This window comes from Cucumibacter marinus DSM 18995 (assembly GCF_000429865.1).
Lineage (GTDB): Bacteria > Pseudomonadota > Alphaproteobacteria > Rhizobiales > Devosiaceae > Cucumibacter > Cucumibacter marinus.
Genome location: NZ_KE386977.1, coordinates 456890 through 479141 on the forward strand (window position 1 = coordinate 456890; position 22252 = coordinate 479141).

18 protein-coding genes are annotated in these 22252 nt (G+C 62.0%); 1 reads left to right on the forward strand and 17 read right to left on the reverse strand.

All coding sequences use genetic code 11. The annotated features are described in order from the left end of the window. Positions 1-62 precede the first annotated feature (62 nt). The gene (locus G489_RS0113000) at positions 63-707 is read left to right on the forward strand and encodes a LysE/ArgO family amino acid transporter (protein ID WP_035872583.1); all 645 of its coding nucleotides are present in this window, start codon (positions 63-65) and stop codon (positions 705-707) included. 25 nt (positions 708-732) lie between these two features. Here G489_RS0113000 and G489_RS0113005 read toward each other — a convergent pair whose 3' ends face one another. The 17 genes from G489_RS0113005 to G489_RS0113085 all read right to left on the reverse strand — a co-directional run bounded on the left by G489_RS0113005 (position 733) and on the right by G489_RS0113085 (position 22011). Beyond that, a complete protein-coding gene (locus tag G489_RS0113005) occupies positions 733-1632 on the reverse strand; it encodes an SMP-30/gluconolactonase/LRE family protein (protein WP_035872586.1) in 900 nt (299 codons plus the stop codon). Continuing rightward, a complete protein-coding gene (locus G489_RS22605) occupies positions 1629-2357 on the reverse strand; it encodes a GntR family transcriptional regulator (protein ID WP_051332606.1) in 729 nt (242 codons plus the stop codon). The genes G489_RS0113005 and G489_RS22605 overlap by 4 nt, the downstream gene beginning before the upstream one ends. Before the next feature lie 23 nt (positions 2358-2380). Continuing rightward, on the reverse strand, positions 2381-3262 hold the full coding sequence (locus G489_RS0113015) for a carbohydrate ABC transporter permease (RefSeq protein WP_051332607.1): 882 nt from the start codon (positions 3260-3262) through the stop codon (positions 2381-2383). A gap of 12 nt (positions 3263-3274) precedes the next feature. Then, positions 3275-4195 (reverse strand): carbohydrate ABC transporter permease, encoded by a 921-nt coding sequence (locus G489_RS0113020; RefSeq protein ID WP_155889393.1) that lies wholly within the window; start codon positions 4193-4195, stop codon positions 3275-3277. A gap of 91 nt (positions 4196-4286) precedes the next feature. After that, positions 4287-5519 (reverse strand): ABC transporter substrate-binding protein, encoded by a 1233-nt coding sequence (locus tag G489_RS0113025; RefSeq protein ID WP_029041908.1) that lies wholly within the window; start codon positions 5517-5519, stop codon positions 4287-4289. After that, positions 5516-6655 carry an ABC transporter ATP-binding protein gene (locus G489_RS20500; protein WP_051332608.1) on the reverse strand — a complete coding sequence of 380 codons (1140 nt, stop codon included), beginning with the start codon at positions 6653-6655 and terminating at the stop codon, positions 5516-5518. The genes G489_RS0113025 and G489_RS20500 overlap by 4 nt, the downstream gene beginning before the upstream one ends. Further along, complete coding sequence (locus G489_RS0113035; RefSeq protein WP_081691564.1) at positions 6655-7902, reverse strand: enolase C-terminal domain-like protein; 1248 nt, start codon at positions 7900-7902, stop codon at positions 6655-6657. The genes G489_RS20500 and G489_RS0113035 overlap by 1 nt, the downstream gene beginning before the upstream one ends. A 4-nt stretch (positions 7903-7906) precedes the next feature. After that, on the reverse strand, positions 7907-8674 hold the full coding sequence (locus tag G489_RS0113040; RefSeq protein ID WP_029041910.1) for an SDR family NAD(P)-dependent oxidoreductase: 768 nt from the start codon (positions 8672-8674) through the stop codon (positions 7907-7909). Positions 8675-8858: 184 nt separating this feature from the next. After that, positions 8859-11492 (reverse strand): glycoside hydrolase family 38 N-terminal domain-containing protein, encoded by a 2634-nt coding sequence (locus G489_RS0113045; protein ID WP_029041911.1) that lies wholly within the window; start codon positions 11490-11492, stop codon positions 8859-8861. 409 nt (positions 11493-11901) lie between these two features. Further along, the gene (locus G489_RS0113050; RefSeq protein ID WP_029041912.1) at positions 11902-12618 is read right to left on the reverse strand and encodes a GntR family transcriptional regulator; all 717 of its coding nucleotides are present in this window, start codon (positions 12616-12618) and stop codon (positions 11902-11904) included. A 163-nt stretch (positions 12619-12781) separates the two neighbouring features. After that, positions 12782-15421, reverse strand: a complete 2640-nt coding sequence (locus G489_RS0113055; RefSeq protein ID WP_029041913.1) for a glycoside hydrolase family 38 N-terminal domain-containing protein — start codon at positions 15419-15421, stop codon at positions 12782-12784. Between the two features lie 89 nt (positions 15422-15510). Then, entirely contained in the window at positions 15511-16740 is a 1230-nt protein-coding gene (locus tag G489_RS0113060) for an enolase C-terminal domain-like protein (protein ID WP_029041914.1), read from the reverse strand. A gap of 131 nt (positions 16741-16871) precedes the next feature. Beyond that, positions 16872-18155 (reverse strand): phosphopyruvate hydratase, encoded by a 1284-nt coding sequence (eno, locus tag G489_RS0113065; protein WP_051332609.1) that lies wholly within the window; start codon positions 18153-18155, stop codon positions 16872-16874. After that, positions 18152-19180: a phosphotransferase gene (locus G489_RS20505; protein ID WP_051332610.1), complete on the reverse strand. Its 1029-nt coding sequence runs from the start codon at positions 19178-19180 to the stop codon at positions 18152-18154. Before G489_RS20505 ends, eno begins: the two co-directional genes overlap by 4 nt. Next, a complete protein-coding gene (locus G489_RS0113075; protein WP_029041916.1) occupies positions 19170-20018 on the reverse strand; it encodes a fumarylacetoacetate hydrolase family protein in 849 nt (282 codons plus the stop codon). Before G489_RS0113075 ends, G489_RS20505 begins: the two co-directional genes overlap by 11 nt. A gap of 19 nt (positions 20019-20037) precedes the next feature. Beyond that, positions 20038-20790 (reverse strand): SDR family oxidoreductase, encoded by a 753-nt coding sequence (locus G489_RS0113080; protein WP_155889394.1) that lies wholly within the window; start codon positions 20788-20790, stop codon positions 20038-20040. 210 nt (positions 20791-21000) lie between these two features. Further along, complete coding sequence (locus tag G489_RS0113085) at positions 21001-22011, reverse strand: hypothetical protein (RefSeq protein WP_035872587.1); 1011 nt, start codon at positions 22009-22011, stop codon at positions 21001-21003. Positions 22012-22252 lie beyond the last annotated feature (241 nt).

Genomic DNA, 22252 nt, shown 5'->3' on the forward strand with positions numbered 1-22252 from the left:
ACCTCGCAACGCTCGAAGTCTAATCAGAACACAACGGAAGGCAACAACACGGGAACAGGGAAATGGCAGACGATCCGCTCTATCAGGCCCTTATCCCGTTCGGACATGGCTTCCTGCTCTACATCAGCGTCATCATCGCGCTTGGTCCGCAGAATCTGTTCGTGTTGCGGCAGGGGCTTCGCCGCCGCTTCGTCTTCGTGACAGCCTTTGTGAGCACCTTTGCCGATGTCATCATAACCACGCTAGCCGTGGGAGGCGCCGGGGCTTTGCTTGCAGGGTCCGACACCTTCGTTTTCGCCATGACTCTTGCCGGAGTGGCATTCCTGTTGGGCTTCGGCATGCGGTCCCTGCGCAGCGCCCGCCTTGCGGCCGGCACTGCGGCGTTCGAAGGTATTGAGGGCCCGGCGTCCGGCTTTGCGGCAGTTCTGGCTGCCGCCTTGGCGTTCGCCTTGCTCAACCCCGGCGCCTATGTCGACACCTTCCTTGTTCTGGGGCCGACCGGCTGGCAATTCCCGCTCGATCAGCGGGTCTTTTTCCTGATGGGGGCGATCACCGCCGCCGGCACCTGGTTTTTCGGCCTCGCCTATGGCGCAAGATATCTGGTCAGATTCCTGAAGCGCCCCAACGCCTCAGCCCTTATCGACCGCGCAAGCGGTTGGCTGATGATCGGCATGGCCTTCGTGCTGGCCCACAAGCACCTGATCTGATCGCAGGAAAGGAAAGCCGCGGCGTTTAGCCCCGAAAGTAGTTTTCGGGCATGCCTGCGACCTCGGCATCCATCACGAAAACCCTTCCGGCGTCGGGGCATTCGGCGAGGGCAGCATCGTCCAGACCGAACCGGCCGGACGTGACGACGAGGGTCTTGAGATCGTCACCGGCAAAGGTACAGGCGGTCGGGTTTTGCGCGGGCACCGCAATCTCACGGTCGATCCTGCCGTCAGGTGTGATGCGCAAAACCTTCCCGGCGCCGAACCGCGCGTTCCATAGGCACCCTTCCGAATCCATACCCGATCCGTCGGGCAGTCCCGGCCCGCCTTCGAGCAGAACCCGGCGGTTTGAGACTCGGCCTTCCGCATCATCGTAGTCGTAAACCCAGATGACATTGCGCAACGTGTCGGCGAAATAGAATGACTGGCGGTCGGGCGACCACGCCATGGTGTTGGGAATACCGAACTCCGCCTCCGAAAATATTGCCGGTTCGTCACCCGGACCAACCCGGAACAACCGGCCGCAATGGTTCTGCATCTCGCGGGCGGTGTTATCCGGGTTGAGATTGTTTTCCATGCTGGCAACCCAGAATCGGCCCTGGGGGTCGCATTTGCCTTCATTGAGCCGCATCGCGGGGTCGGTCTCCGGCCGGGCGAGAAACCGCACCGCCCCGGTCTCGAACTCGAACACCGCCACACCGGCACCGAAGGACACGACCGCCTGCCCATCGTGATCGGCATCGAGGGCAATCGCCGTCGGCCAGTCTTTCGTCGCCCAATGGCGCTCCTGACCGCTCGACAGATTGCGAGACTTGATCTTGCGGCCGACGATATCGACCCAGAACAATTGCCCGCTCGGCGCATCCCAGAACGGGCTTTCGCCCACAAGGTCCGGCTCATTCGATATGGCTTTGAGGTTGGTCATGATGCCACCGCCCCCTGGTTGGAAGTTCGGCGGGTTCCGCCCTCGAAATAGTCCGGATGAAGCGCCATCGCCCTGTCGACATAGGCGAAGATCCTGCGCAGATGCCGCAACAGCAAACGCTCGGCTTCAAACGCATCGTCAGTCTCGATGGCGTCAACAATGTCCTGGTGCTGCGTAATCACCCCACCGAGGTCCTCGACACCGGCAATCACCAGCACGCGGAAGCGGTCCATATGCATCTTGACCCGCCTGATCTCCTCGATCACCGCCGGCAGACGGGCATATTTCGCAAGAAGACCATGAAAGGCGTCGTCCGATCCGTAAAAGCGGTCCTGGTCGCCCATCTCCACAAAAGCACGTTGCAGTGTGATCTCGTTGCGCAGTTCGCGAATGGCCTGCCCTCGATCGGGATGCTCGAACACCCGTCGCAAGAGCGCGATTTCGATAGCCTCGCGCATGAATTGCGACTTCTCAAGATCGGTAATGCGCAAAGGCGAAACGAAGGTTCCGCGTTGCGGCAGAATATCCACAAACCTGTGTTCGGCCAGCCGCGCCAGCGCCTCGCGAACCGGGGTCCGGCTGACATCGAGGCTTTCGGCGATCAGTTTCTCGGAAAGCATCTGGAACGGCGCCAGATCGAATCGCAGGATCCGCTCGTACAGATGCGCATAGATCTGCTCGAACAACGGCGTCGACTTGTCAAAGACAGGGACACCGGGATCCACCCTCCGATTTGGATGAAGGCTGGTCAAAGGCTCGTCACCCGCATGCCCTCCATGAAATGGCGGCGCAAAACAAAGAACAGGATGATCGATGGCAGGCTGGCGATCAGCGCGGCGGTCAGCACGATGTTGGGTCCCGCCGAGGCATAACTGCCCTGAAAGACCTGAAGGGCGTTCATGATCGAACGTGTCTCGGGCCGGTTTCCGAGGACCGTGGAGAACAGAAGGTCGTTCCAGATCCAGGTGAACTGCAGCAGGAAGGTCGCCGTCATCGGCCCCCAGGCATTGGGCAGGATGATCCTGAGAAAGACGGTGAATTCGCTCGCCCCGTCCATCCGGGCGGCCTCGTCCATCTCGCGAGAGAGACCGTTCATGAAATTCTTGAGAACCAGGGTCGGGAACGGGATGCAGATCGCCGTGTAGAACAGGATCATGCCGAAATGCGTGTTGAGGATCCCCCAGTCCTGATAGAAGAAGAAGAGCGGGATCAGATACATCTGGAACGGGAAGACCGTTCCCGCAAAAATCACCATGAACCACAGATTCTTGCGCCGGAAATCCAGCCGGGTCAGGCCATAGGCCGCCATCGCCGCGAAGAACACGGCGAGCCCGGCCCCGACCAGACCGTAAAAGGCCGAGTTGAGCATGCCGAAGCCCATCTTGGCCTGTGTCCAGGCCTCGACCGCATTGCCAACGATCGGCCAAAGGCCGTCCGGCAGCGCCAGCGGCGCCTTCGCCGCATATTCCTGCTGGGTCTTGAAGACCGAAATCGCCAGGTAATAGAACGGGATCAACCAGATCAGCGAGATCAGGAAGGCGACCGCGAGGGTCCACCATTTGGACTGTTGCAGCCGGCGTTCGCGCCGGGCAATGGCATCAAAATCAAGGGTATCGAGAGCAACGGTCATGGCTTGGTCTTCCTATCGCGTCATCTTGTCGACGCGCTGCTGAAGCACGGCCTGGATCCAGGTCACACACAGGACCACGAGACCGATCACCACGGCGACCGCCGAGCCATAGGCCCAGGCCCCCTTCTGGAACGCTTCGAAATACATGTAGACAGTGAGCGACAGACTGCGCTGGCCGGGATAGCTGATGCCCATCACCCAGAGCAGATCGAACACGGTGAAACCGGCCAGCACGGAAAGAATGGTGACCATCACAAGGGTCGGCAGCAGGAGCGGCAGGACAATGTGCTGGAACACCTGCACCTTGCTGGCGCCGTCGATCTTGGCCGCTTCGAGCGGGTCCTTGGGGATGGCACTGAGGCCGAGCAGCACGAGAACCATGACTAGGCCGACCGTCTGCCAGACAAAGGTGGCGATGATCGCCGGGGTCACCGTGGCGCTGTCATAGAGCCAGCCAATATCGACCGGGTCGCCCGAAAAGACCGACAGGCCGCGATTGAGCAGGCCGTCGGGCGCATAAACATAGTACCAGATCACGCCAACGGCGGTCGGTGCCAGAATGCGCGGAATGAAGATGATGTTCTTGAAGGTGTTTTCGAACCGCACGCCCCTGAACAGGAGCGCCATGGCCAGCCCGATCAGGATCGGGAACACGATCGAGGCGACAACCCAGATGGCGGTGTTGAACAGCGCCTCGCCGAAAAACGGGTTCGAGAGCATGCGGGCGTAGTTCTCGACACCCGCGAATTCGTCGATGCCGCTGAATTTGCGCCAGCGCGTGAAGCCCAGATAGATGTTGTACACCACCGGCACCAGAAGCAGGACACCGACCAGCAACAGGGCCGGCGACATGAATGCGAGCGCGACAAGGAAGTTCCGTCCCTGGCGTCGCCGATCGCGGCGTTCGACCGCCTTGAGGTCGATCCGTTTCAACAACTCTGCGTCTGAATGCTCGCGGCCGTTCACTGGTTACCCTTTCGCGATTGGCGGGTGGACGGGGCGCGTGCGCCCCGCCCGTATTGGCTTACTGGTCAGCCCAGTATTCGGCGTTGAGGGCCTGCATGCGGGCCATCACGTCTTCTGCCGTGTCCATGGTCGGGTCGAGCATGAACCGGTTCAGTTCGGCGACGAACTCACCCTGCAGATCCGGCGGGGTTGCTTCCCACCAGCGGTTGTAGGTGGCGGTGCCGGCCTCGGTCATGTCCGAATTGATCTTGGCGATGATCGGGTTCGGCGCATCCGCCTTGAGGTTGCCCATATAGTTGCCCGACGCTTCGGCCCAGGCATTGGCACCGTCGACCGAGGAGAAGAACTTGAGGGCCGCCATCACGTCCGGATTGTCCTTCGCGGCCGCGGAGATCACCACCGGGCCACCTTCCACGATCACCGCAGACGGTGCGTCCGGATCGACATTGGGGACGATGAAGGCACCAAGGTCGGATGTTTCGAGACCGGATGCGGCGAGCGAGCCGACAACCCATTCACCCATCAGATACATCGCCGCAGAACCGCCGGCGAAGTCCTCGATTTCCTCATTCGAACGCGGGTCGGTGAAATAACCCTTGTCATACATGTCCACCCACATCTCGAAGGCGCGGCGGACAGGCTCGCTGTCATAGGCGACCGTGCCGTTGTGAAGACCGAGATAGGCTTCGGGATCGGTCCGCAGCATCAGTTCCTGGAACCAGATGAAACCGCGCCAGCCTTCGTGAACGGTCGCGTTGAACGGGGTATGGCCTGCGGCCTTCACCGTTTCGGCAGCCGCCATCAGCTCGTCCCAGGTGGTGGGTTCTTCAATGCCGAGCTCGGCGAACAGGGGCTTGTTATAAAGCATCACCCAGCGCGCCAGAAGCAGCGGCACTGCGTAGATATCACCGTCGACCGTGAACAGATCAGCGGCGCTTTCGGCATATTCACCGCTGGCGACCATGTCGGCCCACACATCGTTGAGCTTGGCGATCTTGCCGGTCTGGGTGAGCTCGGTGAAGGTCTGGCCGGTCCACCAGGTGAACATCTGCGGCGCGTCACCACTGGCGATCGAGGCCTGGATGAAGGCCTTGTACTGTTCCGCCGTGGCATAGGGGTTCTCGACGATGCGGACCCCGGTCGCTTCCGCGGACGCGTCACCGACCGCCTGAAGCTGTTCTGACCAGAAGCCCTTGTCGTGATAAAGCTGGACGTCGTCCGCTGTGGCGACGCCCGCGATCATGGTGGCGCCAAGCACCCCCGCGATCACTGAACGAACGTATTTGTTCATTGGTCTAACTCCTCCGATTGATCTTTTTGTTGAGACTCGAGATCCAGGTTCAGCTCGGTCTCTTTGTCGAACAGGTGCAGCCGGTCCACATTGATGTGAAAGCTCATCTGCTCGTCTTGCTGCACCAGCCGGGGCTGCTGCATTCTGCTGACGAACTGGCTCGACCCGAATGTGCCGAACAGCAGATTCTCATTGCCCAGCATCTCGGCAAGGGTGACGACACCCTCGATCGCGACGTGGTTTGTAGGTTGAAGGCCGTGCCCCGCGGGGACGATGTCTTCGGACCTGAGGCCGCCCCAGACAGCCCGCCCCGGCTTGAGCGCATCGCCATAGCGTTTGGCATTGACCGGAAGCCGCAATGCTTCGGATTCGAAGAACCAGTCTCCATCCGCCTGCGTGAGCTTGCCGTCGAAAAAGCTCATCTGCGGCGAGCCGATGAAGCCACCCACGAATTTCGAGCGCGGGTTCTCGAACACATCGAGCGTGGTGCCGGCCTGGGCGATCTCGCCATCCTTCATGACCACGATCTTGTCGGCGAGCGTCATCGCCTCGACCTGGTCATGGGTGACATAGATCGTGGTGACACCGAGTTTTTGCTGCAGCCGCTTGATCTCGACCCGCATCTGGTTGCGCAGCTTGGCATCGAGATTGGACAGCGGCTCGTCGAACAGGAACACCTCGGGCTCGCGCACGATCGCGCGTCCCATGGCCACCCGTTGCCGCTGCCCGCCGGAAAGCTCCGAGGGCTTGCGGTCGAGATAAGGCTCGAGCTCCAGCACGGTGACGGCTTTGGCGACCCGTTCCGCGATCTCGGGCTTGGGCATGCGCGCCAGCTTCAGGGAGAAGGAGAGATTGTCGCGCACGGTCATGTGCGGATAGAGCGCATAGGTCTGAAAGACCATGGCCACGCCACGATCGCGGGACGGCATGTCGTTGGCCAGCTTGCCGCCGATCCGCAACTCGCCATGCGAAATGCTTTCCAGACCGGCGATCATCCGCAGCGTGGTCGACTTGCCGCAACCCGAGGGGCCTACAAAGACCACCAGCGATTTGTCGGGAATTTCGAGATCGATACCGCGAACGGCCAGGTGCCGGCCATAGGCCTTGACCATGTCCTTCAGTACAACGTCGGCCATTAGCCCTGCCCTCCTTCCGTGTGAGGCATAGCTTTGACCTTCGGGTCCGCGTACCTGAATTCTGGAATGATCGAATACCAGTCCGGACGGGCGGGATCCCTGTCATAGGGATAGCCCCCGACCTCCTTGAAGTATTCCGCGTAGCGGGCGAGCTTGTCGCGATCCACCTCGACGCCGAGCCCGGGACCGGTCGGCACGGCGATCTTGCCGTCCACATAGGGCAGCTTGCCGCCGACGAGAATATCGTCCGTGAGGTGATGATAGTGCGCGTCGGCCGCGAAATTGAGGTTCGGCAGCGCCGCGCCGAGATGCAGCATGGAAGCCAGCTGGATACCCAGCTCGCCCGACGAGTGCACGGCTGCGGAATACTGGAAGGTTTCAAGAACCGTGCCGGCCTTGTGGGCCTGGCGCAAACCGCCCCAGAAAGTGGTGTCCAGCAAAACCACATCGACGCAATTGTGCAGGATCGACTGCGCCAGCTGTTCGAAATTCACAACGACCGTATTGGTGGCCGTGGGGATATTGATCGCCTCACGCACCCGGCGCATGCCCTCCAGCCCCCAGGTCGGGTCTTCGAAATAGTCGTTGTTGAGGGATTCGATGGCCTTGGCGACACGGATGCTCTGTTCGACCGACCAGACGGCATTCGGATCGAGCCGGAGGCGATCCTCTGGAAAGGCTTCTGCCAGCGCAAACATCACCTCGATGTCGCGATCGGGCTCGAAATGCCCGCCCTTGAGCTTGTGAACCCTGAAGCCGTGCTTCTGTTTCAGATCGCGGGCATGGTCCACGATCTCCGCCGGCGAGGTCTCACCGCCCCGGCCGTCCTGCTCATAGCGGTAGAACAGATAGCTCGCGAACTCGACCTCGTCGCGGATCGACCCGCCAAGCAGGTCGCAGGCGCGAATGCCGAGCCGCTTGCCGGCCAGATCGATACAGGCCATTTCGATCGCCGCGTGCAGCTGCATGCGATTATTGTAGAGCGAGGCCGTCGGCCCCATGATCTTCCAGCGCATCTGCTCGAGCTGAAGCGGATCGTGACCCTTCAGATAAGGCAAAAGCGCCAGCACGGCGGCCTCGGCGGATTCGCCGCCTCCGCCCAGTTCCCCGAATCCCGACCGTCCTTCATCGTCGATCACTTCCACGACGGTGCGCACGAAGCGCCCCCAATGCGCGCCCGCGCCGTGGCGCAGGGGCGCCTCGAGCGGAACCGCTACCGTTGTGGCCTTGATGTCGGCAATGCCCATAAACTCAATCCTTTTTCGGCGTGCCGCCGAGCCGCGACAGCAAGCCGCCATCGACCCGGATCACTTCGCCGGTAATGAACGAGGCGCTGTCGCCAAGCAGGAACGCGACGACTTCAGCAATTTCTCCGGGGCGCCCTGCCCGGCCCAGCGGATGCATGGCGCGGATTTCGTCCATGACCCCTTCGGCGTCTTCCGACAGGGAAAGCGCCCATTCCAGCATCGGGGTTTCGACGGTGCCCGGGGCAACGGCGTTGCACCGGATTCCACGGTCGGCGAAATCGACCGCGATCGATTTGGTCAGCCCCACGAGGCCGTGTTTCGAGGCGGTATAGGCAGCCACGTTTTGCTGTGTAGCGAACGACTGGACCGAAGCCATCATCACCACCGATCCCGTGCCATCCGTCATCTTCGGCAGTGCGGCTCGCGCCATCAGAAAGGCGCCGCGCAGATTGACGTTGAGGACCTCGTCCCACTCCTCAACGGTCGTCGTGGCGGCATTGCCATAGCGCTGGATCCCGGCATTGTGCGAAAGCCCGTCAAGCGTGCCAAAGGCCTCGATACACAGATTGGCCGCCTCTGCTGCAACGGCCTCTTCGGTTACCGAACCGGCCACTGACCGTGCGCTGGAGCCGGCCTTCTCGACCGCCGCAAGGGTCTGGCCGAGCGCATCCGCATCGACGTCGACCAGCACCATGTCTGTGCCGTCCTGGGCCAGGCGCAGCGCCACGGCCTCACCGATCCCCTTGCCCGCGCCGGTAACAATCACACCCACAAGAACTGCCCTTTCGTTCGTACTACCATGGTAGTCATTCTATTCAGCAAAGCAAACATAGTTGGCCTCGTGAGTCAATCGGCCAGACGGCAATCAACGGATTCGTGTTCAGCGATTAGTCAGTTGTTTTTGCTGGTTATTTTCATTCACCCGGCGGCAATTGCCGCCGGGTGAACCGCAGATTTCAGTGGAGCGGGAACCGCACCAGGACCGTGCGGATTTCGAGCGGCTCGAGAGGCACGCTGAGATGATTGCCCTGCAAGGCAATCTCCTGATCGATATGCTCGATCGGGTCCGCCGCGCGTGCTGAACGCGGCGCTTCCTGGAACCGGACGCCTCCCCGGACAGCTTCGCGAGAGAGGTTCTGGAACCGCATGGCGATCCAGCGATCGTCCTCGCCCGGCTTGGTGGTCACCATCACCGGCTGCTCGTCATCGACCACGAAGAAGCTGTCGCTGCGGGCGCCCGTTGCCTTGATGTCGCGCATGGCGATCGGAGACGTCACCGCTTCTGCCGCGAAGCGAGCGGCACTGGTCGGATCCACAGCACCCTCATGGGTGGTCAGGCGATAACGCAGCGGGATGACGCCCGATTGGCTGGCCCGGAAATTGACGAGCCAGTGATTGTTGAGCGCCCAGGACATGATGTTCGGCCCTTCCGGCTCGAGCGTGCGGGCCCAGCGGCCGGTGGTGATCCCACCGAGGTGAACCAGGGGTGCATCGACCGGCACCATGGTCACACCGCGCTTGCCGTCATTGACGTTGACCCAGCGGGTGACCGGATACCAGTCCTTGGCCGCGCCATCGAGCTGATCGTCATTCGGTTTGGACGGGATACCGTTGAGGTCGACCGTGAAATCGGCCCCCTCGAGATTGAAGGGGAACGCCACGAAAACCGCTTCGGCTTCGGTGTGCTCGATCTTGTCGATCGACCAGTCCACTTCAAGCGCCTTCTGGTTCGCATTGAGCGCGTAGACCACCTTGCCCGACCGGATGCCCGGCGCCTGGATATTGACCTCGATCGAAGCCCTGCCTTCGTGAACGACGGCATCGCTCAGCTTGACCTCGCTTGCCACCTCGCGGACCCAGGGGGTGTCCGTGCGGCCTTCGAAGAAGTTGGGATGGGCGAAATCGATATTGGCGATCGCCAGGCGATCCTCTTCGGAATCCACCGTCTCGTAAATGTACTGGCCAGGCCGCCAATCCTTGTAGGTGCCGGCAAAATCATGCCCCTGCGCCTTGTCGAAGAATTCGAGCAGACCACCGGTTTCGGGGTCGACCTTGACGCGGTAATGCGCGTTCTCGATCACATTGCCATCGGCCTTGAGATCCTCGGACTTGACCCCGTCACTCACCTTCAGGAAGGCATAGCCCATGGCGGGAACCTTGCCCGCCAACCGTTTGACCGGCGGAATCGGGCGGGCACCGCCCCAGGTGCTGCCGCGAATGAAGAAGGTATCGAGCACGCCCACCGGCGCAGCGCCGCCGCGCGGCTCGGGTTCTTCAACGATCACCTCGCGTTCCCAGGGCAGGGTGTTGATGACCAGGATGTCGTCAATGCCCGAAGGCTTGAAGGCGGTTTCGGGTTCGAGATCCCCGAGATTGAAGACCCCTTCCGGCCCCTTGGTCCCGAGCGGTGCGGCCAGGGTGTTGGCAGCGCGGGCCACCATGTCATGCGCCTCCATCGCGGCGCTATAGGCATAGCCGGCCTTCTTGTTCCAGATCGACCGCGTGAACAGGGAATCCGGAGCTTCGACCGAAGTGTAGGCGCCCCATGTGTGCTCGTCGTAAAGCGTTGCATCTTCATAGGCGGTGGCGGCCCGCTTCGCAGACCAGGTGCCGGTGCCTTTCACCCGCAGCCAGCTCTCGATGGACTCCGCCATGCCGAGCAGCGCATGGGTGTTCCGGTTGATCCCGGTTTCAGCAGCCGACGATGCCGGACCATCGGTCCAGTGGTCGGTCCAGTCGCCGCGCTGCGTGCCGATCTTGTCACCATGCTCGGCATGAAGCATGCGGCCGAAATCGGTGACGGTCTTGAATTCGAGTTTGTAGGGACGATCCTGGCTGTTCCATTCGCGCACGAAATCGGCCATGCGCAGATCCGGCGGACCATTGTCCACGCGGACCGGATGGGTGGATTCGCAATAAAGGAAATCGAACTGGTAGCTGTCGTCATTCTCGAGCTGTTCGACCCAGCGCGGAAGCAGCCTGTCGACCAGGTCCCAGTTTCCGAGCCCGGCCTGGCTGCGGCCGAACAGATAGTGATACCCGTTCCAGGCCAGCACCTTCTTGCCGCTCGGCCCTTCCCAGTGGAAGGGACCGGGGAACGGTTTGGGACGCGCGCCGCGGATCGGGTTGACTGCGGCGGTGTAGAAATTGACCCCCAGTTCGGCGAGCAGATCGGCAAACAGCCAAGAGACCCCGTTCACATCGTCCTGCATCGCGGCTTCGACATTGAAGCCGAATTCGTCGCGGATGATGCGCAACGGATAGAGGGAGCGGTGCATCTGCTCCACATCAAGCAGCGGCGTCATGTTGTATTGCATGGCCGCGATGTCGATCCGGCCCTGTTCGTGCCAGTGGCGGAAGCGGGAGATCTGGTCCGCGCTGGCGCCGCGCAGATAGCGCACAAACGGGCCGGTGGTTTCCACGGTCCAGCGATACTGCGCCTCGGCCGGGTAATCATCGGTCTTCTCGATCAGATCCAGGGCCTGGTCGACAAACTCGCCATGCTGGCGGAAGCAGTTCTCCTGGAAGTCCGTATAGCCGATATCCGTGTGCGAGTGATTGCAGATGTAAATCGTCTTGATCTTGCCCATGGCATTCCTCCCTCGACGAAAACAGGCCGTTCATTGCGGCCGGGTTGGCACACGGGACCAACCTAGGGCCGCAGATGCCTTGCTGTTGGTAGTGCACCTACCATACTAGTCGGACTTGTGGCAACTCGGTTTCGCGCACAATCGAAATTGGCGCCTTGATCTGTTGAAGCCAGGGAGATGAATCAGGCCCGCCGCGGCGCACAGACACCTGCGGCGACCACCATCGCGAGAATACACGCCAACGAGCGCGAGGCCGCGAGGCAGAGCCTGTGGCCGGCGCCTCTGCCGCTCACATCAGGCCATCGATCGAAAGGAGAGCGTCACGCCGGTCCGTGCCGGTCATTATTCGAAAATGCGACAGGACAAGAGTTTGGCGCCGTTCAGCGATTCCAGGAACCGCTTGAGAGGCTTAGTGCTCGGACTGCTCGAAATATTCGGGGAACTTCCCGGCCGCCTTGTCCGAGAAAGCCAGAATGCGGCGGAGGTGAACCTTCATCGCCTCTTCGCATCCGGCCGCGTCGCCGGCCTCGATCTTGTCGACGATCAGCACGTGCTGCCGCAGGACCTCATCGAGGGATTCAATACCGGAAATCATCAGGTGCCGGAAACGGTCCATATGAACCTTGAGCCGGTTGACTTCGCTGGTCACCGCCGGAATGCCGGCATGCGCCGCGATCAGGGCATGAAAGGCTTCATCGGAATCATAAAAGCGTTCCATGTCGCCGATCTTGGCAAATGTCGACTGGATGGTGATCTCGGCCCTGAGCCTTGCCACCAGCTCTTCGGGCTTGGGCTGCTCGAGGGCGCGCTTGACGATGGCGATCTCGATCGCCTCGCGCAGGAATTGCGATTTCACCAGATCGGCGTCGCGCAGCGGTGTAACCACGGTGCCGCGCTGGGGGTAGATATCGACCAGCCCGAGTTCGGACAGGCGCACGAGCGCCTCGCGGATCGGCGTGCGGCTGACCCCGAGCTCCTCGGAGATCTTTAGTTCGGACAGTTGATCATAAGGCTTCAGTTCGAAGGTGATGATCCGATCGATCAAAACCTGGTAGATCTGCCGCGAAAGCGCCGCTCCACCGGACCGTGACTTGCCGCCGGCATCGAATGCCTTGTGTGGTTTCATGGCCCTACCCCCGATTTATTGCCTGCGGCCATCGGGCCTTCCCGCCGCATGCCCCTTTTTCGAGCAAATAGGACATTTCGGGTCCAATGTACACAAGACCATCGGCGGTACCCACCATTGATTGGGCGCCGGCGGAGCTCTCATCTGCCCCACCGGCGATTGCTTATCCAAGCCTGACGGCAACGGTTGCGATTTCGAGCGGCTTGAGCGCGATCTCGAACCGGCCATCGCTGAGCGGCAGGTCGGCCTCCGGGGCGGTTTCGATCGCGGAGACGCGCTGAGCGGATCGAGGCGAGCCGGCCAGAATCTTCACCCCGGCATTCTGCCCCTCATTCTGAAGGTTCTGAATGCGCAAGACGATCGTATCCTCGCTCTCTCCGGGCTTGGCATTGACCAGCACAGCCGCCGCCTCGTCGACCGCGATATACTGCCCCGACGCTTCGCCCGTACGCACCCGGTCCCGCAGCACGATGGGCACCACCACCTGCTCCGCCGCAAAGCGGGACGCCATGACATCGTCGGTCGGCCCGGCATGGGTGGTCAGCCTATATCGGATGGGGATTTCCCCTTCCTGGCTGGCCTTGAAGTTGACCTCCCAATGGTTGTTGAGCGGCCACGCCATGATTGCCGGCGCCTCGGGGTCGAAGTGATCCCGGTTCCATTCTGTCGAGGTGATGCCACCCAGCTGGACCAGTGGCGCTTCGATGGAAGCAAGGACAACACCGCGCTCCCCGTCCGAGACCGACGCCCAGCGCTGGATCGGGAAATAATCCCTCACCGCCCCGGGGATCTGGTCTGCATGCGGTGCGCTGGGCACCCCGCCCATATCGAAGCGAAACTCGGGTGATCCCATGTTGAAAGGAAAGGCGATGACCACGGATTCCGGATCGAGCACGTCCTCCTTGTCGAGCAGCCAGTCGATCTCGACCACCTTGCGGCGCGGCTCGAGCGCATAGGTGCAGGACGCCGTAACGATCCCCCGTGCCTTGATATCGACCTTGATCGAGGCCCGTCCCTCATAAATTTCGGGCTCGTGAACCGTGACTTCTGTCGGCGTTTCATAGCGGTACGGCGCGTCGGTGAAGCGCAGCCCGGCATCCTCGCGAGAGAAATCGAGCTTGAACTGGGATTCGCGTCCCTTGTCGCTGTCGATCCATTCATAGACATATTCGCCGACGCCCCAGCCCCGGTATTCACCGGCGAAATCATGCTGCAGATCCTTGTCGAAAAGTTCGGCAAGAGCGCCGGTTTTTTCGTCGATTCTCAGCCGGTAATGGGCGTTCTCGATCACACCCGGCGCAGTCGCGATGTCGTCATGCGCCGGTTTGTCGGCAAGCTTGAGGAATGCATAACCGAAACCGGGCACTTCCCCTTCGACCCGCTTGATCGGGGTGATCGGGCGCTCCCCGCCCCAGGGCACGCCCTTGGGGAAGAACATGTCGAGCATGCCGTCCGGCGCTGTATTGCCGCGGATTTCAGGCTCCTCGACAATGACATTGCGGGACCAAGGCAGGGGGTTGATGACCATCACCTCATCGCTCCCGGATTCGGGATAGGCTTCCCTGGGGTCCAGATCGGAGAGATTGAACACGCCTTCCGGACCGCGGTCGGAAACGGTGTCCGCCAGTCCATTGGCCGCCCGCGCCAGCATGTCATGGGTCTCCATGGCGCCGGTATAAATGGTGTTGGCCTTCTTGTTCCATTGCGAGCGACTGAACAGCGAACCCGGCGCCGCCTGCGCCGAATAGGCACCCCAGGCCAGTTCATCACCGAGGATGATCTGGCCATGCGCATAATCGGCCCGCTCTGGCGTCCAGGTGCTCTTTCCCTTTAGCCGCAGCCAGGATTCCATGGTTTCTGTGCTCGACATCAGTTCGTGAGAGGCCCGGTTGATGCCATATTCGAAGGCGCTGGAGGCGTAGCCATTGACCCACCAGTCGGTCCAGTCGCCGCGCAGCACCGGCAGATCGTCGGGCAGGTTGTCACGCAGGATCCGCTTCCAGTCGCGCGCCGTCACCATCTCGATCCGGGGTGTTCGGCCTTCCTCGTTCCACTTCTTGACGAATTCCGGCATCCGGCGGTCGGGAGGACCATTATCGACACGCGTGGGATGGGTCGATTCCGCAAAAAGGAAGTCGAACGGATATGCCGGATTGGCCTCGAGATCGGCAATCGCCTTGGGCAGGAACCGGTCCACGAAGCGCCAATCGCCAATCCGCACGACACTGCGCGCGAACAGGTAGTGATAGCCGTTCCAAACCAGGACCCGGCCGCCGCTCGGCCCTTCCCACCAGAAGGCGCCGGGGCGGGGCTGGGGCGCCAGGGCTCGGTGTTCGTTGATCGACATGGTCAGGAAATCGACACCGATTTCGGACAGCAGATCGGCGAACATCCAGCTCACCCCGGTCACATCGGACTGGTCTGCCGTGTCGACCTTGAAACCATAGCGGTCACGCAATTCGCGAACCGGATAAAGACTGCGGGCGAGCTGCTCGATGGTGAAGGCCTGGGTGAAGTGCGGATACATCATCGCCGTCACTTCCATGTCGCCTTTGTCATGCCAGTGGCGGAACCGGTCGATCTGCTTGTCGCTCGCCTTCTCGAGATAGCGCATCAGCGGTCCGGTCGCCTCACAGACCCAGCGGAACCGCGCCCCATCGGGATAGTCATGGGTCTCTTCCATCAGGTCCATTGCCTGATCGATGAATTCGCCGTGCTGGCGGAAGCAGATGTCCTGATAGTCGGTGAAACCGATATCCGTGTGCGACTTGTTGATCAGGTAGATCGTCTTGATGGGCTTCATGCAAATATCCTCCCGGTCTCCGGTCCGGCCCGGACGCTAGTGCGTTCGCCCGGCCCGATTTTTGTTCCTTCCGGCCCTGTTGGCCGCTCCTAGTGCGCGGCGCGGTGCAAGGCCGGATCCGCATAGTGTTTTTCGGGCATGATCGAGTACCAGTCCGGACGACCGGGATCCCGGTCATAGGGATAGCCGCCGGTGCGACGGTAAAGTTCGGCGTACTCGGCGATCTTGGCGCGATCGACCTCGACCCCGAGGCCCGGACCCTTGGGCACATCGATACAGCCATCGCGATAGGCCAACTTGCCGCCCTTGATGATATCGTCGGTCAGATGGTGGTAATGGGCGTCGGCCGCGAAACTGAGATTGGGAAGTGCGGCGCCGAGATGCAGCATCGACGCCAGCTGTATGCCCAGTTCTCCCGACGAATGAACCGAAGCCGAATACTGGAATGTCTCGAGAACTGTGCCCGCCTTGTGGGCCTGGCGCAGCCCGCCCCAGATCGTGGTGTCGAGCAGGATCACATCGACAAGGCCCTGGCGGATCGACTGGACAAGGTGCTCGAAATTGATGACCACCATATTGGTCGCCGTCGGTATCGACACCGCTTCACGCACGCGGCGCATGCCGTCGAGCCCCCAGGTGGGGTCCTCGAAATAGTCGTTGTTGAGCCCGGCAATGGCACGGCCGACCCGGATCGATTCCTCCACCGACCAGACTGAATTGGGATCCAGCCGCAAGGAGTCTTCGGGGAAGGCATCGGCCAGTGCGTGCATGACCTCGACATCGTGGTCAGGATGGAAATGACCGCCCTTGAGCTTGTGAACGTGGAAGCCGTGATCCTGTTTCAGCCGACGCGCCATGGCGACCATCTGGTCGGGCGTCGTCTCGCCGCCGACCCCATCCTGCTCGTAGCGATAGAACAGGTAGCTGGCGAAGGGCACGGTCTCCCGGATCGCACCACCCAGCAGGTCGCAGGCCCGCACGCCGAGCTTCCTGCCGGCCAGATCAAGACACGCCATTTCAATGGCAGCATGGATCTGCATGCGGCTGTTATAGATGCTGACCGTGGGCGCCATGATCTTCCAGCGCAATTGCTCGAGCTGGAGCGGGTCGTGACCCTTGAGATAAGGCAGCATCGCTTCGACCGCAGCTTCCGCCGATTCCCCGCCACCGCCCAGCTCGCCGAAACCGGAAAGCCCTTCGTCGTCGATCACCTCGACAATCGTGCGGACGAAGCGCCCCCAATGCGCCCCGGCACTGTGCCGGATCGGCGCTTCAAGCGGCACCGCCACCGTCGTTGCCTTGATATCTGCAATAGCCATGACCCTGCCTGCCCCGCTCTTATTCTGTATTGCATACTAGGATACTAGATGGACCAACAAGTCAAGACGCCGCACATCCGGGAGGCACGTGGAGAGGCTTTCGAGTGAAATTATTCAGCGCCGAGCGGGCGTCAGCCGCGCAGCCAGCCAAATCGACGGGATCCGGCCATTTGACCACCCCCGAGCTGGTCGGCGATGCGCAGGCCCTCATTCCATTTCGCCATGCGCTCTGAGCGCGCGAAACTGCCGACCTTGAGCTGACCGGCACCCCACCCGACGGCCAGATGCACGATACTCACATCCTCGGTTTCCCCTGAACGTGCCGACACGACGGCATCCCAGCCGCCATCATGGGCCGCCTGCAGCGCGGCCCGCGTCTCGCTCACCGTGCCGGCCTGATTGGGTTTCACGAGCACGGCATTGCAGGCACCCCGCTGCTGGGCCCTGCGCACACGCTCGGCATTGGTCACCAGATAGTCGTCGCCGATCACCTGGACTTTGCCGCCAAACCGTTCGGTGAAGGCGATGAGACCGGCCTCGTCGGTTTCCGACAGCGGGTCCTCGACCGATATGATCGGATAACGTTCGATCCAGCGTCCGAGGAGCTCGATCATCTCGCCGGTATTGAGCGCGCGTTCATCGACCGCCAGGCGATAGATGCCATCTGCACAGAATTCTGAGGCCGCCACATCGACCGAGATCGAAACATCTTCTCCCGGCCTCAGCCCCGCGGACTCGATCGCTCTTACCAACATGTCGAGCGCAGCTTCATTGCTTTCAAAATTCGGCCAAAACCCGCCTTCATCAGCGACGCCGGAAAGCGCACCCCGCTCGTCCATCAGGCGCCCCGCAGCGGCATAGACCTCTGCGGTCATCGCCAGCGCTTCGTCGAACTGCGAGGCACCGTTCGCGATGACCATGAAATCCTGAATGTCGATCCGCGCGGCCGCGTGCGCGCCGCCGCCGAAGATCTGGATTTCCGGCAGCGGCAAGGCCACATCCCGGCCGTGCGCCAGATATCGCCATAGCGGTTCGCCGGCATCGGCCGCGGCCGCCCACAGGCAGGCCAGCGAGGTGGCGATCATCGCATTGCCGCCAAGACGCGACTTGTCTGTTGTCCCGTCGCACTCGATCAGTGCCGCATCGATGGCTGATTGATCTTCGATAGACATGCCATTGAGAAGAGGGGCAATCTCGGCACGAATGCCTTCAAGGGCCCGATCCACCCCATAGCCGCCGAACCGGGTACCGCCGTCGCGCAGATCCGTCGCCTCGTTGATGCCCCGGGACGCACCGGCAGGCGCCATAGCCCTGCCCGTATGACCTGTCGTCAAGCCGATCTCGACTTCAACGGTCGGCCGCCCGCGGCTGTCCCAGACCTGTCGCGCATTCACGGAAGCGATCTTCGATGTCACGCCAGTCCTCCATACCAATCCGCCGCGATCCGGAGCGGGTCGTGTTCAACCGTCGCAATGCGGGGTTTGCAAAACGTCCGCACATATTCGGCATCGCTCGATGGATCGAGGTATTCCACGGGTGATTTTCCATCGACACGGGCCAGAACGATCGCCGGCAGCAGCGCCGCTGCGCGTCCGGCGATGGAGGCAGCATCTTCCCAGTCGACCTGCGCGAGATAGCCGCCCCAGAACGCCTCGAAGCAATTTCGGTAGTCCTGCGCCTGTTGGCGACGCCACAAGCCCTTGAGCATCAGATGCGTAAGGCAGAATGCCGGGTCGAAGGCCGGGTCCCCGTACCATGCGCATTCCGCATCGAGAATGACCGGCCCATCCGGTCCGATGAGGATGTTCTTGGGACTCAGATCGCCGTGAACCAGCGCCATATGCGTGGCCGCCGTACCGTCGGCCAGGGTGCTGAGCGGCGCAGCGAGATCCGGGTGCTGCTCGGTCATGAACCGAAGGTAGGGAGACAGCCGCAGCGCCTCAAACAGGGCATCGGTATCGAAACGGCTGGCGATCCATGACGAGTTGGCGGTGCCGGCATGAAGCCTGCCGATGATCCGTCCTACCGCGGCTGCGCTCGTTGGGTCGATGCGGCCCGACATGAGCTCGGCCTTCCACACCGGATGGTCGTCCGTTGCGAAATATGACATCGCGAAAGCGCCGATCTTGTCGTCCTCGGCCAGGACCTGCGGGGCGCAGCCGGGCACGATGGCGTTGGCAACTGAATACCACCGCGCTTCATATCGGTTGCGCTCGACCGGCGCTTCCCAGACTTCCGCCACCTTGAGCCGCGGCAGGGCACGTTTCACGCATAGGGTTCCGACATCGGTGGTCACTTTCCATATTTCGGAAGAGACGCCCCCGGTCAGGCGCTTTGCAGAGACAGAACCGGGTCGGTGCCCCGCACCCTCGATGCCGCCGACAAAGGCATCAAGCTCCGGCGGAAACGGATCGGCGTCACCCGATCGCTCACCGGGCATCCGTGTATTCCTGGCTGGTCTGGCGCTGTTCGCCCAGCCCGGCGATCCCGAGACGCATTTTCTGGCCAGGTCGGAGATAGACGGGTGGTTTCTGCCCCATGCCGACACCGGGAGGTGTGCCGGTAGAGATGATGTCGCCCGGCTGCAGCGACATGAACTGGGAGATATAGCTGACCAGCGTCGGCACATCGAAGATCATCGTGCGTGTGCTGCCATCCTGGTAGCGATGTCCGTCGACCTCAAGAAACATGTCGAGATCCTGAGGATCAGGCACCTCGTCGCGGGTCACCAGCCACGGGCCGATGGGGCCGAAGGTGTCCGCCGACTTGCCCTTCACCCATTGCCCGGACCGTTCGATCTGGAATTCCCGCTCGGATAGATCGTTAACGACGCAATAGCCGAAAACGTGCTCGAGCGCCTTGTCGCGATTGACATAGCGGGCTTCCTTGCCGATCACGATCCCGAGCTCGACTTCCCAGTCGGTCTTGGTCGATCCACGCGGAATCGTCACCGGATCGAAGGGCCCCGAGATCGCCGAAGTGGCCTTCATGAACAAAATGGGCTCTTCGGGCACCGGTTGACCGGTTTCCGCGGCGTGATCGGAATAGTTGAGGCCGACACAAATGAACTTGCCCACACTGCCCACACAGGGGCCGATCCGCGTTTCGGCGGAGCAAAGCGGCAGCGCAGCAATGTCGAGGCCTTCGAGCCAGCCGGCATCGGCCAGGGCCGAACCGGCAAGGTCCGGCACCACTCCCGACAGGTCCCTGTATTGCCCGGTCTCATCAAGAAGGGCCGGGCGTTCTGCGCCGGGCGCACCGAGGCGAAGCAGTTTCATGTCGAACTCCTGTTTGAGGTCAGGCGAGAATGCCGCCATCGATGATCAGGGCCTGGCCAGTGGTGAACGATGCCTCTGGCGACGCCAGGTAGACAGCCATCGCGGCGATCTCTTCGGGTGTTCCCAACCGCCCCATGGGCTGGCGGGCCACGAACGCCTTGCGGGCCTCGTCTTCTCCGCCCATCTGCCTGCCCAATTCTTTCATACGCGCCGCGAGAGACGGGCTCTCGACGGTTCCCGGACAAATGGCGTTGCAGCGCACGCCCTGGGAAATGTGGTCAACCGCGACCGCCTTGGTCAGCCCGATGACAGCAGCCTTGGTCGCGCCATAGGCGGCGCGGTTCGGAAAGCCCTTCAGCGAGGACGCGGCGGACGCGATATTGATGACCGATCCCCCGCCTCGCTCGATCATCCCCGGCAGGACAGCACGCAAAGTGTTGTACATCGTGTCCACATTGAGAGCGAAGGAGCGCCGCCATTCGTCGGGACCGCAATCGAGCACCGTTCCGTGATGAACATAGCCGACCCCGTTCACCAGCACATCGAACGGCCCGTGTGCACGAACGGCGGCATCAACCGCCTCGGGATCGGTCGCATCGAGGACCAGAGGCGCGATGCCCGGCTGACCGAGGCCGTCCAGCGCGCCGCCATCGATATCGACAGCAACAACCTTGGCCCCTTCCCGGGCAAAGCGCAGGGCGACGGCCTTGCCGATGCCATTGCCTGCTGCTGTGACGAGGGCATTCAGACCGGACAGTCTCTCGGAGCTCATGCTCAAACTCTTTCCTTCTTGCTGGCAGTGCGCGACCTACGTCCTGTCGCCTGCCCGACCGTTCAACCGGCGTCATGATTGGCCCGGTTCCGATGGTTCGGGGCCGCGTATACTAGGATACCAGTCGAACGCGCAAGTCAATATTCCTGCGTCCAGCCGGCATATGGCCGAGGCAGGCAATGGCAATGGCTGCGCTGGAATGCCCGGTTGCTAAAGCGGCTCAACGGCGACGCGATAGCGGATATCGACCGGTTTTCCCGCCCTGAAAGCAACGCTGGTCGGTGTTCCCGCCTCCGAAATGGGATTGGGCCTTGCTGCCGTGCCCGGGGCAATACCGAATGGTGCCGCGCAGGGCTCGATCCCGATGCACACATGCCGCCCGTTCCAGGGCGCAAACTGACGCCCCCGGTTGGAATACCACAGCAAGGTGCTGGGCAGTTTCCCGGCATCCCAGGTGAACACCATCCGGTACCCGGCATGCCTGTTCTCAAGGGCGAAGCGGCCGTCAATGTCGTTGAGCTGCAGCAGTTCCTCAACCGCACGGTCGAACGGCAACCGGCTGGCGTCGACATCGCCCCCCTCCCTTGCGGGAACCTGCTCAAGTGATTGGAACCGGGCGTCCGGCTTGAACAACGCCGCATTGGGTTCGATGGTGCCGGGGAAACTGAGCCCCCAGCCGAACTCACCCGGGACCAGACGCGCCGCACCAGGATCCGTCGGCAGGGCAAAACAGCCATGCAGCGCCACCGGCAGGTTGCAATCCCGGCGAGGATGGATGGTCAGGGTGAAATCAATCGCCGGACCTTCCCGGTCGGGAGCGATCCGCCTTTCAAGCCGCGCGATATCGTGATCTTGCGGATAGGCGATGGTCATGTCGATCGCATCGTCCTGAGATGTTGCAAACGTCCAATCATGACCCGAACTGTAGCCATGGACGTCCGGCGCTTCTTCGTCGGGATCGATAGCGGACTGCCAGCGATCAGTGAAACTCTCCGCCGGCATCGGATAGCCGAACGGCACGCAGGGCCACTCCCCCCGCAAACCGCGGGTCAACCCGTCGAGCCCGGCACTCTCGGCCTCGTTCCACCACGGCGCGATGTGAAACGGGCTGACCTGCCGGCCGTCGGGCAAAATGAACACCGCCGGACCGATCATGCCGCCCAGCGCCTGCACACTCACATTCCCGTGGCGCCAGCCAAGTGTCCTGACTTGATCGTTCATTCCCGTGATCTCCCTTTGGCGCGCAACTTCGCATGATGCCGGACGTGTCGAGAGCTTCCCGGGCGCTCATGCCTGCGCGGATGCATCGTTCTGATCGGCATCAGCCCACCCCGACGCGCCCGAGGCGGAGACACCGCCGGCGATTTAGACCTCACCGCACTTCAAATCGTCAAGCACCCGAACCGTCGCCTGGCAGGATTGTCCGCCAGGGGGTCTGCGCTCTCGCTCCTTTCGGATGGCT